Source organism: Cognatishimia sp. SS12 (assembly GCF_028369055.1).
Classification (GTDB): domain Bacteria; phylum Pseudomonadota; class Alphaproteobacteria; order Rhodobacterales; family Rhodobacteraceae; genus Cognatishimia.
Genome location: NZ_JAQNCZ010000001.1, coordinates 405,483 through 418,721, shown reverse-complemented (window position 1 = coordinate 418,721; position 13,239 = coordinate 405,483). Strand labels below are relative to the sequence as shown.

The following is a 13,239-nucleotide window of genomic DNA, read 5'->3' as shown; positions in this document are numbered from 1 at the left end:
TTTGCCGCGTTCTGGTTCACATCAGGGAAAAAACAAAAAGAAATCAGAAAGATAAAACACATTTGAGCAACATATGGCCAGCGTAAGAATGTCTTGCAAAATTATCTACCTATCAGTAGGTATATGTAAACGCGTTCTCAGAAAGGCCACGTCATGAAGATCTATGAAACCGCCGGTTTCCCCAACCCTGCCCGCATCCGCATGGCGCTGGCCGAAAAAAACGCATCGGACGCCGTGACCTTTGTCCCTGTGGATGTCATGGCGGGGGAACACCGCAGCGAGGCCTTTCGCGCAAAGAACCCGGACGCGACGGTCCCCTACCTTGAGCTTGCAGATGGCACCTGCATTGCGCAGTGCACCGCCATCACCGAATACATTGACGGCAGCTTTGACGGGCCATCGTTGACCGGGCGCTCCCCCTTTGCGCGCGCGCATATCTCTATGATGAACCTGCGCGCTGAAAATGGTCTCTTGAATGCGGTGGCTGACTATTTCCACCACGCCACCCCCGGCCTTGGCCCAGATCTTGAAACGGACCAATGCGCAGAATGGGGCGAAAAACGCAAAGCCGTCGCCACCAAAACCATGTCTTACCTGGATGGTGTTCTGGCCGAGAGCCCTTACGTTGCGGGCGATGCGTTTTCGGTCGCGGATATCACGGTCTTTGCGGGGCTTGCCTTTGCTGATTTTGCCAAGGTCGACATCGCCGAAGAGCTGACCCATTTGCACGCCTGGCGCGCACGGGTTGCCGAGCGCCCCTCGGTCGCCAATTGAGCCTGAAAGGATGGGATCATGGAACTGAATTCAGACTTTTCCCAAAAGGTCACGATTGACACAGAAACGCTTGATTGGGTCCCCTCCCCCATGAAAGGCGTGGACCGGCGCATGCTGGACCGGATTGGTGATGAGGTCGCGCGCGCGACCTCAATTGTCCGGTATGCGCCGGCCAGCAAATTTTCGGCCCATACCCACACCGGCGGCGAGGAGTTCATTGTGCTGGAGGGCGTGTTTCAGGATGAACATGGGGATTATCCGGCGGGCACATATGTGCGCAACCCGCCGACCACGGCCCATACGCCCGGCGCCGCAGAGGGCTGCGTGATCTTTGTCAAACTCTGGCAATTCGACGCGAATGACCGCACGCAATTTCGAAAAACCATGGCCGACGAGCTTGGGGCTCCTCTAGATGGCGTTGCGACCGCCGTGCTGCATGAGGATACGCGCGAGACTGTGCGCTATCAGGAGCTGGCCCCCGGTGCCAAACTATCGCTCAGCGATGCGGGCGGGATTGAATTGCTGGTGCTTTCGGGCAGCCTGACAGGTGATGGGGAGATCTTGACCAAAGGCAGCTGGACCCGGCTGCCTGATGGGGCCGCGTTCACGGCCACTGCCGGGACGGACGGGGCAAAACTCTGGTCAAAAACCGGCCATCTGCCGTTTGCAAAGGCCCCAACTGTCTAACATTGGACCCACAATGCACACCGATATCTTAATTGTCGGCGGCGGCCTCTCTGGGTTGGCGCTGGCCACCCGCCTTTACGCCGAAGGTCGCGACGTCACCCTGATCGAAGCGCGCCCGCGGTTTGGCGGCCGCATCTGCGGGATCGGCCCAGACGCCGCCTTTGACCTTGGTCCAGCCTGGTTCTGGCCGGGCCAACCGAGGATCGCGGCGCTGATCCGGCAGCTGAACCTCAAGGTTTATGAGCAACATTGGGCTGGCACGCTCAGCTTCGAAGATGCCCGGGGCCGGGTTGAACGGGGCGCTGGCTTTGCCTCAATGCAAGGCTCTCTGCGCCTTGAGGGCGGATTTGCCGGTTTGATCTCTGCCCTTGTCCAAAAGCTGCCGCAGGACAGGCTGCACCACGGCTGGCGCATTGCCCGCATCGAGAGCGGCAATGACCGATTGCATGTAATCGACGATCGTGGGCGCAGCATTCAGGCGCGCCAGGTTGTTCTTGCCCTGCCCCCACGGCTTGCTGCCGAAACAATCCAAATGCCGGACCTGCCAGATGCGGCCCGCGCCCGGCTCGCCGCGACGCCGACATGGATGGCCGGCCAAGCCAAGGTCTTGGCGACCTATGAGGCCCCCTTTTGGCGGGATGCCGGATTGTCCGGCGACGCCATGAGCCGCCATGGCCCCATGGTCGAAATCCATGATGCGAGCCTGCCAAATGGCCCCGCCGCCTTATTCGGCTTTGTCGGCCTCCCTGCCGCCGCGCGCACAGATATCAGCGCACTGCGTGCCGCCGCGCTTGCGCAATTCGCGCGGCTTTTCGGCCCGCAAGCCGCAGAACCCCTGGCACTTCATATCAAAGATTGGGCCGCCGATGCGTTTACGGCGACACCGGCAGATGCCGCGCCGCTAGGTCACCACCCGGCCTATGGTCCAGCGCCCGCACTGGACAAACCATTGGCTGGAAAACTGTTTTTCTCTGGAAGCGAAACAGCGCGCGAATTTGGTGGCTTCCTCGAAGGGGCGCTCGAGGCCGCAGATATCACCTATGGCGCGCTCGCCCTCTGACACGGCTGTGACAACAAAAAAAGGATGTGCCAAGGCACATCCCGTTTTTGTTTCCAGCGAGGTAAGCTGGTACCCAAGGCCGGACTCGAACCGGCACGTCCGCTAGGACGGGGGATTTTGAATCCCCTGCGTCTACCATTCCGCCACTTGGGCACGTTTGGCTGAGATACCCAAGCCCGCTGCCTTCGTCCAGAGAGAAAACGCAAAATTAGCATTCGCGCCTACATTTTTCGCACCCCTTCCGCCGCCCCGCCCGAAATCAGCCAAGGCGCAATTAACGCTTGCACTTAACGCGCAAAGACCGCAGGCAGTGGCGCAAGAAGATGGGGCCGTTATGATCAGAAACCTTTACAATTGGACAATGCGCCTTGCGGACCATCCGCATGCACTTTGGGCACTGGCTTTTGTCAGCTTTATCGAAAGCAGCGTGTTTCCGATCCCGCCGGATATCCTGATGATTCCCATGATTCTCGCAGCCCCGCACCGCGCCTGGTTGATCGCGCTGGTCGCGACAGTGTCCTCGGTCTTGGGCGGGCTGCTTGGCTATGGAATCGGTGCCTTTGCCTATGAACAGATTGGCCAGCCGATTCTGGACGCGCTTGGCAAAGGGGACGCAATGGCCGCGTTTAACACGCGCTTTAACGATTTCGGTTTCTGGGCTGTTCTGGGCGCGGGGATCACCCCGTTCCCGTACAAGGTGATCACCATCATGTCGGGCTGGAGCGGCATGCCGCTTGTGACCTTTGTTGCGACCTCAATTCTGGCACGCGGCTTGCGGTTTTTCATCGTCGCAGGCCTGCTGTGGGGTTTTGGCGCACCCATCCGCAATTTCATTGAAAAACGCCTGGGACTGGTTTTTACCCTGTTCCTGATCCTGCTGCTCGGCGGCTTTTTCCTTGTTCGGTACCTATAATATGACCCAACGCGCATTGATCCTTTCGCTCACCGCTGCCTCCGCGGCCTTGCTCATTGGGGCTTGGGGGTTTCAGTATTTCGGCTATGCACCCTGCAAGCTTTGCTACTGGCAACGCTATCCACATATGGCGGCGGTGCTCATTGGGGCCATCGCCTATGCGGCGGGGCTTCGGGTGCTGGCTTGGCTTGGCGCGGCCGCAACGGCCACGACCGGCGTGATCGGCATCTATCATTCCGGCGTGGAACGCAAACTCTGGGAAGGGCCGAATTCCTGTACCTCCACCGATATTGGCGGGCTGAACAGCGATGAGCTCTTTGAGCAGATCATGACCGCGCCGCTGATCCGCTGCGACGAGATTCCTTGGCAGATGGCCGGGCTGACCATGGCCAACCTGAACGCGGTGTTTTCGCTGGTGCTGGCCGTGCTCTGGGTGATTGCGGCGCGCAAGACGGCCTAAGCGTCAGCTGCGTTTGCGCGTGGCAAGCAGCAGATTGGTTTCGCTGTGCGCCACCCCTTCCAGCCGCCGGATGCGGGCAAGAACTGCGTCCAAATCCTCTAGCGTCTGAGTGCCCAGCTCAACAATCAGATCCCAGCGCCCGTTGGTGGAGTGAATGGCCCGCACGGTCGGCATGCCCTGAAGCTGGCGGCTGATGCGATCCGCGCCGCGCCCTTCGATGCCGATCATCATCAGGCCACGCACCAGATCTTGTTGCACATCCTCTTTCAGCACCACGCTGAAACCGACGATATCGCCGCGTTCGCGCAGGCGCTCAATCCGTCCGCGCACCGTGGTCCGCGACACACCCAGCTCTGTCGCCAGGTCCGAAAGCGACGCGCGCGCGTCGTGGCGCAACGCAGATATCAACTGCCGGTCAACATCATCCATTTCGAACGTTTACCCTTCCATTTCGCGCAATCACTGCCCAATTTGTACAATTTGAGCGCTATAATTCAACCCGAATTGGCATCAAACTGCGATCATATCTTCAAATGGGGTGTGAATCGATGTCACTGAAAACCTGTATTCTCATTGGCGCGCCGGTAGATTCCGGCAAGAAACGCCGGGGCTGTTTGATGGGGCCTGACGCCTATCGCACCGCGGGGCTTGTCGAATCTTTGACTGAGCTGGGCCATGAGGTTGCCGACACCGGGAATTTGAAACCAGCCTCCGTTGAAGCAACGCCGCCTGCCGAACATGTGCATCATTGGGCTGAAACCATCGGCTGGACCCATGCGATCGCCGACGCCGCCGAAGCGGCGATGGCGCGCGGTCTGCCGATTTTCCTGGGCGGCGATCACAGCCTAGGGGCGGGGTCCGTTTTGGGCGTCAGCCGCTATGCCAAGGCGCAGAATCGTCCGCAATTTGTGCTGTGGCTGGATGCGCATTCCGATTACCACACGCCGCAGAGCACCGATTCCGGCAACCTGCACGGCACGCCTGTGGCCTATTTCACCGGGCGCGAGGGCTTTGACGGGTTTCCTGAACTGACCGCCCCCGTCCCGCAGGAAAACATCTGCATCATCGGCCTGCGCAGTGTGGATGGCGCAGAGCGCGAGGCCCTGCAACAAAGCAACATTCTGCGCCACGACATGCGCGAAATTGACGAAAACGGCATTGCCAAACCTTTGACGGCATTCTTGAAAAAAGTGTCTGATGCCAACGGGTTGCTGCATGTGTCGTTGGATGTCGATTTTCTTGACCCAAGCGTTGCGCCCGCAGTGGGCACCACCGTGCCAGGCGGCGCAACCGTGCGCGAGGCGCATCTGGTGATGGAGCTTCTGCATGACAGCGGGCTGATGACCTCGCTCGACCTGGTTGAGCTGAACCCCTTCCTGGATGAGCGCGGGCGCACCGCCTCTCTGATGGTTGACCTGGCCGCATCGTCGCTGGGGCGCCGCATCTTTGACAGACCCACCCGGAGCTATTGATGAAATCTGTTCAAGCCCCCCAATCGGTTGTGATGATCCGCCCGCATCACTTCTGCTCTAACCCGGAAACGCGCGATGACAATGCGTTTCAAACCCTGAGCAACGCCAGCGTGGATGCCACCTCTGAGGCCGCGCTGCGCGAATTTGACGGCGCGGTTGCCAAGCTGCGCGATGCTGGCGTGCGGGTGCATGTGTTTGACGACACCGGCACCGACACGCCGGACAGTGTGTTCCCCAACAACTGGTTTTCCACCCATGCCGGCGGGCATGTCGCCATCTATCCGATGTTCGCAGAAAACCGTCGCAAAGAACGGCGCATGGATGTCATCGAAATGCTGAAGGCCGAATATCGCGTACAGGACGTGATTGATTATTCGGGTCTTGAGCAAGACAATCTGGCGCTGGAAGGCACCGGGGCCATGGTGCTCGATCACACCGGGCGCATTGCCTATACCGTGCAATCCAACCGCGCCGACCCGGTGATCTTGGAGCGTTTCTGCACGCATTTTAACTATGAACCCATCGCATTTGAGGCCAAGGATGCCCAAGGGCGTGATGTTTATCACACCAACGTGCTGATGGGCATTGGCACCGATTATGCGCTGATTTGTCTGGACATGATTGTCGAGCCTGAGCGCCGCCGCACGGTTGCGCACCGGCTTGAGGAATCTGGCTGCGAGGTCATCGCGCTGAGCCACGAACAGATTGGTGAATTTGCAGGCAACGCGATTGAACTGATGGGCCACCGCCGGGTGCTGGCCCTTTCGGAGCGCGCGCTCAAATCCTTGCGCCCGGACCAGTTGGCCATTGTCGAAAAATCGGCAGAGCCCCTGCCCCTGTCCATCCCCACAATCGAAACCGCCGGCGGCTCTGTGCGCTGCATGATCGCTGGCATCCACCTGACACGTCGCACCTAAGAGGTCCCCATGCCACAACCATCTGACAAAGCCCTCGTCCCATTCGTAAGCGTCGACAATATGATGCGCCTTGTGCATCACATCGGCATCGAAGACATGCTGCGCGATCTGGCGTCTTATGTCGAAGCCGATTTCCGCCGCTGGGAGCTGTTTGACAAAACCCCGCGCGTTGCCTCGCATTCTGACGTCGGTGTGATTGAGCTGATGCCAACCAGCGATGGCGAAGCCTATGGTTTCAAATACGTCAACGGCCACCCCAAGAACACATCTGAGGGCCTGCAAACCGTGACCGCCTTTGGTCTGCTGGCGGATGTTTACACTGGCTATCCGGTGCTTCTGACCGAAATGACCGTGCTGACCGCGCTGCGCACTGCTGCGACATCTGCGATGGCGGCAAAATATCTGGCCCCCAAGAATGCCAAAACCATGGCGATGATTGGCAATGGCGCGCAGTCCGAATTTCAGACGCTGGCGATGAAGGCCATTGTCGGCATTGAAAACGTGCGCCTTTATGATGTGGACTCGGCGGCCTCGGAAAAATGTGCGCGCAACCTGCGCGGCATGGGGGTTGACGTGACCATCTGTCAAACGCCTGAAGAGGCCATTCAGGGCGCGCAGATCTTGACCACCTGCACCGCCGACAAGAAAAACGCCACCATCCTCAGCGACAACATGGTCGGCGCCGGTGTGCATATCAACGCCATCGGCGGCGATTGCCCGGGCAAGACCGAATTGGCCTCTGGCATTCTGGAACGGTCGGATGTTTTCGTGGAATTCCCGCCGCAGACCCGCATCGAAGGCGAAATTCAGCAGATGCCCGAAGATTTCCCTGTGATTGAACTCTGGGAAGTGATCACCGGCAAAGCCACCGGCCGCAAGGATGACAAGCAGATCACCCTATTTGACGGCGTCGGCTTTGCGATCGAGGATTTCTCGGCCCTGCGCTACATCCGTGACCGCGTCAAAGACACGCCATTTTCTGAGCCGCTGGATATGCTGGCGGACCCAGATGATCCGCGCGATCTCTTTGGCATGCTTCAGCGCGCAAAGGTCGTGCAGTAACGTCCCTTTCCTTCCGGCTGCACGCCGCGCGTTTCGCCCCCCTCAGCCACGCTGAGGGGGGCTTTTTGATCAAAGGCGCGCGCTGTTAGCGGTGCGTCAGCTGGCAAGGCCAAGCGCGTGGTCGCTGGCTGAACCAGCGTATTTGTCGCGCGGGGGCATCGGCCTGTCCTGCCATTTTGGCTGAATGGCAAAACTGGACACCGCGCGCCCCGCAGGCAAAGCCCCATTTCCAGCACCGAGTGCGTAGTCGTAATAAAGCTTGACGATTTCCTCTTGGGTGACTTGCCCCGTCGCAGGATGCGCCATGCAGGCATCACGCCATTGCCGCACGCGATCATAGCCGCCTTCTGCCGGCAGCGTGAAATCCTCGTAATATTCCAAGAACCAGAACCGTTTGAAAACAGGCGTAAAAACCGTCTCTGCCAAGCCAAAATCGTCAAATAGATATGGCCCGTCTGGGTTCTGATCGACGAGAAAATCATTGATGTCCCGGTAAAGCGCCAGCACTTTGTCGCGATGCGCGTCCCGCTGATTGCGGTCCTGGTTCATGACAAAGAGATAGCCCGCCATTGTAAAAGGCCCTTCACGCGCGATCAGCATGGATTCAATCGCGTGTTCGACCGGATCAGCCCGGCGCAGCGCACGCCCCTCCAATGCCTCATCAAGATAGCGTAGGATCACCAGGCTCTCTTTCAAAATGCGACCATCGCTGGTTTCAAGCACCGGCAATGCGGTTGTGCCACGTGTCTTGGCGAGCAATTCGGGGTCGCGGGGTTTTGTGATGTCCACAACCCTGAACTCGACCGCGTCACGCTGCCCCCGTAGAGCCAACAGAATTTCCAGACGCTGTGAGAAGGGGCAGACAGGAATGTGATAGACGATATGCTTTGCCATTTCACGTCACTCCAGCGGCGGGCCGGTAAAAACCAGATTGTGCCGTTTGGCTGATTCTTCGATCGCTGCCATGTCTTCTGGAATGCGGAACTGACCTGCCGCCATATCGGCAAAGAACCCTTCAAAACCGCCAGGCGTCAGGATCAACACATGGCGGCAGGGCTCATCCCCAATCACTTTGAACGTGTGTTCCTTGCCGCGCGGGATGAACACGCTTTCGCCGGCACCGGCAGTAAATTCGTCCCCTTCGAGCCAAAATTTGCACTGGCCCGTCATGATGATAAATGCCTCATCTTCGGTCTCATGCACATGGCGCGGCGGGCCACTGCCAACGGGCGACAAACTGTCCACGATGGACATCGCACCGCCGCTTTGCGCTGGTGTCAGGATGGTCTTGTACTGAACGCCGAGCCAGTCGATGGCGCCGTCAAGCCGGGCCAGATCTTTCATCGTTTCTCTCCTTTGTCTGTGGATTGAAACGAAAGCGCTTTCGTTGACAGAATAATACAACGGGGCCAACCTATCAGGCAAATCGCATTATCAGATAAGAGGTATCGACAAAGTGAATTTCGCGACGCTCGATCTGAACCTTCTGCGTGTCTTGAACGCGCTGCTTCAGGAAGGTTCAACCGTCAAAGCTGCGCGCCGACTGGCGATGTCACAATCCGCTGTTTCGGGCGCTCTGTCACGCCTGCGTCATGCTTTGGGCGATCAGCTTTTCGTGCGGCAGGGCAACCAATTGGTGGCCACCGATTATGCCGCCGGGCTTGAAACCGGATTGCGAGAAGAACTGGAGCGCCTAGAGGCCATGCTGGCGCCGCCAACCGTCTTTGACCCGCAGACCGCCGAAGGCACATTCAGGATTGCCGCAAGCGATTTTTTCGCTGAACTTCTGATGCCGCCCCTGGGCGATCTCTTGCAGAAATCAGCGCCTGGAATTCGGGCGCAGCTCGTGGATCTTGTGCCCAATGACTACGCAGCAAGCCTTGAGCGGCGCAACGCCGACATCGCGCTCATCCCCGACATGGCCGTGCCAGACTGGATCAACACCCAGCCGCTGTTTCATTCGCCGTTCCATGTGATTGCGCGCAAAGGCAATCCGGGCATCGCAGAGCTGACAGACGGCGAGCAGATGCCAATGGAAGTCTTTTGCACCTTGAACCACGTTCTGTTTTCACCCGAGGGGAACCTCGCCGCGATGGGGGATGCTGCTCTGCACCGGGTGGGAAAAACCCGGCAAGTCGCCATGACGGTGCCGGTCTTTAGCGGTGTCTGCCGCGCGGTGAGCGAAAGCGACCTCATCGCCCTTGTACCTGCGCAACTGGCCGAGAAAGTCGCCGGGACTTTTGGACTCAGGGTTTTTGAGCCGCCGATGAAGATTGATCCGGCTTTGATTATCGGCATCTGGCACAAGCGATCAGAGGCCACCCCCATGGCCGCATGGATGCGGCGCAAGGTTTTTGGCCTGATGACCGCCTTAGATTAGGCAGCTGAAAGCTCCGTGCCCGCCCCCGCTTTGAATGACCCAGGTTTACGCTTCCAGCTCGGCATCCCAATAGAGGAAATCCACCCAGCTTTCATGCAAGTGGTTAGGCGGGAATTTGCGGCCCATGTTGCGCAATTCTGTGGCCCTCGGTTGCCGAGGGGGTTTGCGCAGATGCATATTGGCTTGCCGCAGGCTTTTGGAGCCTTTGCGCAGGTTGCATGGGCTGCAGGCCGCAACCACATTTTCCCAGCTGGTGACACCGCCAGCCGCGCGCGGGATCACGTGATCAAACGTCAAATCCCCTTTGCCGCCACAGTATTGGCAACGGAATTCATCCCGCAAAAAAAGATTAAAGCGCGTGAAGGCCACGCGCTTTACTGGTTTGACATAATCTCTGAGAACCACCACCGAAGGTATCCGAATTTCGGTACTGGGGCTGCGCACGATTTGGTCGTATTCCGCCACAATATCAACGCGGTCCATATAGACCGCCTTGATCGCATCCTGCCATGGCCATAACGACAGCGGATAATATGACAACGGTCTATAATCCGCGTTTAGAACCAATGCCGGATTCTGCCGTAGCCCACCTGGCTGGTGTACAAATTCTGTCCTGAAATCGCCGTCCATTTGGGACTCAACCTCCGCCCAACTGCCTGAATTTTCAGCATTCGGGCGGGACACCCCGCCCCAACTCTACCACCACTATATATCGCGTTCGCCACTTGGCAAGCCCCACGATGTATGAGTTTGAGAGAAGGGGTAGAATGATTCCGTAACGGGGCTGTGACAGTTATCCACAAGCGGCCATGCCCACCGCCTCGGCGACGCCCTCAGAGGCTGAGTTTGTCGCGCATAAAGGCCAACGCCACGCTCAGCCCGTCAGGCGCGATCCCATGGGCTGTGCCTTTCATGATATGGGCATAGACGTCCTTGAAGCCCGCCTGCTGTAGCGCCTCGGCCGCTTCGGGCAAGGATTGCACCGGCACCACATCATCCGCATCGCCATGCACCAGCAGAACCGCAGGGCGGCTGACGGTGTCATCGGCGAGCAGCTCGGGGCGCAAGAGACGCCCGGAAAAGGCCACCACACCAGCCACTTCATCTTCGCGGCGCGGCGCAACATGCAGCGCCATCATCGTGCCTTGCGAAAACCCAAACAACACCACCTGCTCAGGCAGCACGTCTTCGTCCACCATCATCGCATCCAGAAAGGCGTTGAGATCGTCAACTGCGGCCATCATGCCGCGTTCGCTTTCCTCTTCGGAACTGCCGTCGATCCAGGGGATCGGAAACCATTGCAGTCCCATTGGCATGCCGGGGATGGTTTCTGGCGCATCAGGCGCAAGAAACAGCGTGTCGGGCAGATGTTCAGCCAGCGGGTCCGCGAGACCAATCAGGTCCTGCCCATTGGCACCATAGCCGTGCAGAAACACCACAACAGAGCGGGTTTCGCCTGAAAGCGGCTCTTTGCGGAGCGTGTTTAGTACTCGTGTCATCGGATGCCTTCCCTATCCTTTGCCACATGGTAGTAGGCCCACAAGAGCCGCGCTGCAACCGATCTCCAGGGCGACCAGTCGGCGGCCATCTGGCGCAGCGCTTTTTCACTGGGTCGCTCGGGCAGATCAAACAGCAGGCGCGCCGCTTCTTGCAAGGCGAGATCACCGGGCGCAAAGACATCTGCCCGGCCCAGGCTGAACATGGCATAAATCTCGGCGGTCCAGACGCCAATGCCGCTGACCTCAGTCAAACGGGCCACGACCTCCTCTGTGGAGGCATGGCGCAGGGCGGCAAAATCAATACGCGCCTCAGCCAGCGCGCGGGCATAGCGCATTTTCTGCCGACTCAGCCCAACAGCGCGCAGATCCTCCTCGCGCGCCCAAAGGATCTTGCGCGGCCCCGTCAGCTTTGCGGCCTGCATCTTGGCCCAAATCGCATTGGCGGAGGCGACGCTGACCTGCTGGCTGACAATGGCGGACAGCAGCGCTGCGAAGCCGTCTTTGCGCAGGCGCAGCGGCAGCGGACCGACCTCTTGCAAGGCTGTGGCAAAGCGCGCGTCTTGGCGTGCGAGCCAGTCTGCCCCCTCCGCAACGCAGGCCTCTGTTTTGATAATCCGTTCGCTCATATCCCGGCTGTGACCCATGCGGTGCAGCATGTCAAACCGCCGCTTGCGAAAACGCGCTGCAAATATGCGGTTTTGCGCAAGTGATTTTGCTTTGCAAAGCGGCGCGCGCGCTTTAGTCAGATTTCATGACCCAATACGCTGACGATAGGCGCGCCAAACGCGCCGTTGTGGTGCTGGTGCTGGCGCAGGCCATCATTGGCGCGCAGATGCCGATGATCTTCACCATTGGCGGCCTCGCCGGGCAATCACTGGCGAGCAACGCCTGCTTTGCCACGCTGCCCATTTCCATGATCGTGCTCGGCTCCATGCTGACCGCAACACCCATGGCCAGTATCATGCAAAGCCGGGGGCGGCGCTTTGGCTTTATGCTGGGGGCGGCCTTTGGCATTTTGGGCGGCATTGTCGGCGCGCTTGGTCTGTATCATGGGAGCTTTGGCCTGTTTCTCTTGGGCAGCCTGTTCACTGGTGTCTATATGAGTGCGCATGGCTTTTACCGCTTTGCGGCGGCTGACTGCGCTTCCGATAGCTTTCGACCCAAGGCGATTTCCTATGTGATGGCCGGCGGGCTTTTGGCCGCGCTCTTTGGGCCGCAACTTGTAAAGTTCACAGCAGATCTGTGGGTCGTGCCGTTTATTGGCACCTATGGAGCAGTCGTTGGGCTGAATATCATTGGTATGGCGCTCTTCCTGCTGCTGGACCTGCCGACCCCCGAAGCACCCAAGGCCGATGCCCCAAAGGGCCGCAGCCGGATGGAGCTGCTGCGCACGCCGCGGATCGCAGTTGCCATCATCTGCGGCACTGTTTCATACGCGCTGATGAACCTCATGATGACCTCCACCCCTCTGGCGGTGGTGGGCTGCGGTTTTGGGACTGACGCCGCCGCAGATGTCGTCAGCGGCCATGTGATCGCGATGTTTGCACCGTCGTTTTTCACCGGCCATCTGATCGCCCGCTTTGGCGTTGAGAAAATCGTGGGGCTTGGGATGCTGATCCTCGCCGCTGCCGGGGCCGTGGCCCTGCAAGGTGTCGAGCTTGGCAATTTCTTTGTCGCGCTGATCCTCTTGGGCGTCGGCTGGAATTTCGGCTTTATTGGCGCAACAGCCATGCTGGCCAGCGCCCATGAGACGCATGAGCGCGGCCGCATTCAGGGGATGAACGATCTGATCGTCTTTGGCGGTGTCACCGTTGCCTCGCTGGCCTCTGGCGGGCTGATGAACTGCTCTGGCGGCGATGCTGTGCAGGGTTGGACGGCCGTCAACCTGGCCATGGCCCCCTTTATTGTTCTGGCAGGTGCCGCTTTGATCTGGCTGGCGCTGCGCCCAAAAGAAGCCCCGGCGCAATAGGCCCGCCGGAATAACGCGCCATTCCGAAATGGCGCGTTATCATTTT

16 protein-coding genes and 1 tRNA gene are annotated in these 13,239 nt (G+C 59.1%); 10 read left to right on the top strand and 7 right to left on the bottom strand.

Features of this window, described 5'->3' with window-relative positions; all coding sequences use genetic code 11:
• Window positions 1-153: 153 nt before the first annotated feature.
• The 3 genes from N6L24_RS02010 to N6L24_RS02000 are packed head-to-tail and all read left to right on the top strand — an operon-like array spanning window position 154 to window position 2,521.
• Entirely contained in the window at window positions 154-774 is a 621-nt protein-coding gene (locus tag N6L24_RS02010) for a glutathione S-transferase family protein (RefSeq protein WP_271842969.1), read from the top strand.
• 18 nt (window positions 775-792) lie between these two features.
• The gene (locus N6L24_RS02005; RefSeq protein WP_271842968.1) at window positions 793-1,461 is read left to right on the top strand and encodes a cupin domain-containing protein; all 669 of its coding nucleotides are present in this window, start codon (window positions 793-795) and stop codon (window positions 1,459-1,461) included.
• A 13-nt stretch (window positions 1,462-1,474) separates the two neighbouring features.
• The gene (locus N6L24_RS02000) at window positions 1,475-2,521 is read left to right on the top strand and encodes a flavin monoamine oxidase family protein (protein WP_271842967.1); all 1,047 of its coding nucleotides are present in this window, start codon (window positions 1,475-1,477) and stop codon (window positions 2,519-2,521) included.
• Between the two features lie 67 nt (window positions 2,522-2,588).
• Here N6L24_RS02000 and N6L24_RS01995 read toward each other — a convergent pair.
• Window positions 2,589-2,674 (bottom strand) — tRNA-Leu (locus tag N6L24_RS01995).
• Between the two features lie 181 nt (window positions 2,675-2,855).
• On the opposite strand from N6L24_RS01995, the gene N6L24_RS01990 reads away from it, so the two are divergent.
• Both N6L24_RS01990 and N6L24_RS01985 read left to right on the top strand, forming a co-directional pair.
• Window positions 2,856-3,434, top strand: coding sequence for a YqaA family protein (locus tag N6L24_RS01990; RefSeq protein ID WP_271842966.1), 579 nt, complete (start codon window positions 2,856-2,858; stop codon window positions 3,432-3,434).
• A gap of 1 nt (window position 3,435) precedes the next feature.
• Window positions 3,436-3,894, top strand: coding sequence for a disulfide bond formation protein B (locus N6L24_RS01985; protein ID WP_271842965.1), 459 nt, complete (start codon window positions 3,436-3,438; stop codon window positions 3,892-3,894).
• 3 nt (window positions 3,895-3,897) lie between these two features.
• On the opposite strand, the gene N6L24_RS01980 is transcribed toward N6L24_RS01985, so the two are convergent.
• Window positions 3,898-4,323: an Lrp/AsnC family transcriptional regulator gene (locus tag N6L24_RS01980; protein WP_271842964.1), complete on the bottom strand. Its 426-nt coding sequence runs from the start codon at window positions 4,321-4,323 to the stop codon at window positions 3,898-3,900.
• A 119-nt stretch (window positions 4,324-4,442) separates the two neighbouring features.
• On the opposite strand from N6L24_RS01980, the gene rocF reads away from it, so the two are divergent.
• Genes rocF through N6L24_RS01965 form a run of 3 tightly spaced genes read left to right on the top strand, consistent with a single transcriptional unit; the run spans window position 4,443 to window position 7,345 of the window.
• Window positions 4,443-5,366, top strand: a complete 924-nt coding sequence (gene rocF / locus N6L24_RS01975; protein WP_271842963.1) for an arginase — start codon at window positions 4,443-4,445, stop codon at window positions 5,364-5,366.
• Window positions 5,366-6,283 carry a citrulline utilization hydrolase CtlX gene (gene ctlX / locus N6L24_RS01970; RefSeq protein ID WP_271842962.1) on the top strand — a complete coding sequence of 306 codons (918 nt, stop codon included), beginning with the start codon at window positions 5,366-5,368 and terminating at the stop codon, window positions 6,281-6,283. The genes rocF and ctlX overlap by 1 nt, the downstream gene beginning before the upstream one ends.
• Before the next feature lie 9 nt (window positions 6,284-6,292).
• Window positions 6,293-7,345 carry an ornithine cyclodeaminase gene (locus N6L24_RS01965; protein ID WP_271842961.1) on the top strand — a complete coding sequence of 351 codons (1,053 nt, stop codon included), beginning with the start codon at window positions 6,293-6,295 and terminating at the stop codon, window positions 7,343-7,345.
• Between the two features lie 96 nt (window positions 7,346-7,441).
• On the opposite strand, the gene N6L24_RS01960 is transcribed toward N6L24_RS01965, so the two are convergent.
• A complete protein-coding gene (locus N6L24_RS01960) occupies window positions 7,442-8,239 on the bottom strand; it encodes a glutathione S-transferase family protein (RefSeq protein WP_271842960.1) in 798 nt (265 codons plus the stop codon).
• Between the two features lie 6 nt (window positions 8,240-8,245).
• Window positions 8,246-8,689, bottom strand: a complete 444-nt coding sequence (locus tag N6L24_RS01955; RefSeq protein WP_271842959.1) for a cupin domain-containing protein — start codon at window positions 8,687-8,689, stop codon at window positions 8,246-8,248.
• 112 nt (window positions 8,690-8,801) lie between these two features.
• Here N6L24_RS01955 and N6L24_RS01950 point away from each other — a divergent pair, with 112 nt between their 5' ends.
• The gene (locus N6L24_RS01950) at window positions 8,802-9,725 is read left to right on the top strand and encodes a LysR family transcriptional regulator (protein WP_271842958.1); all 924 of its coding nucleotides are present in this window, start codon (window positions 8,802-8,804) and stop codon (window positions 9,723-9,725) included.
• 45 nt (window positions 9,726-9,770) lie between these two features.
• Here the strand turns inward: N6L24_RS01950 and N6L24_RS01945 are convergent, their stop codons facing one another.
• The 3 genes from N6L24_RS01945 to N6L24_RS01935 form a co-directional block, all read right to left on the bottom strand.
• Window positions 9,771-10,355, bottom strand: coding sequence for an HNH endonuclease (locus N6L24_RS01945; RefSeq protein ID WP_271842957.1), 585 nt, complete (start codon window positions 10,353-10,355; stop codon window positions 9,771-9,773).
• 203 nt (window positions 10,356-10,558) lie between these two features.
• Window positions 10,559-11,224, bottom strand: coding sequence for an alpha/beta hydrolase (locus N6L24_RS01940; RefSeq protein ID WP_271842956.1), 666 nt, complete (start codon window positions 11,222-11,224; stop codon window positions 10,559-10,561).
• Window positions 11,221-11,880 carry a DNA-3-methyladenine glycosylase family protein gene (locus tag N6L24_RS01935; RefSeq protein ID WP_442872568.1) on the bottom strand — a complete coding sequence of 220 codons (660 nt, stop codon included), beginning with the start codon at window positions 11,878-11,880 and terminating at the stop codon, window positions 11,221-11,223. Before N6L24_RS01935 ends, N6L24_RS01940 begins: the two co-directional genes overlap by 4 nt.
• A gap of 95 nt (window positions 11,881-11,975) precedes the next feature.
• On the opposite strand from N6L24_RS01935, the gene N6L24_RS01930 reads away from it, so the two are divergent.
• Window positions 11,976-13,193: an MFS transporter gene (locus N6L24_RS01930; protein ID WP_271842955.1), complete on the top strand. Its 1,218-nt coding sequence runs from the start codon at window positions 11,976-11,978 to the stop codon at window positions 13,191-13,193.
• Window positions 13,194-13,239: the final 46 nt, after the last annotated feature.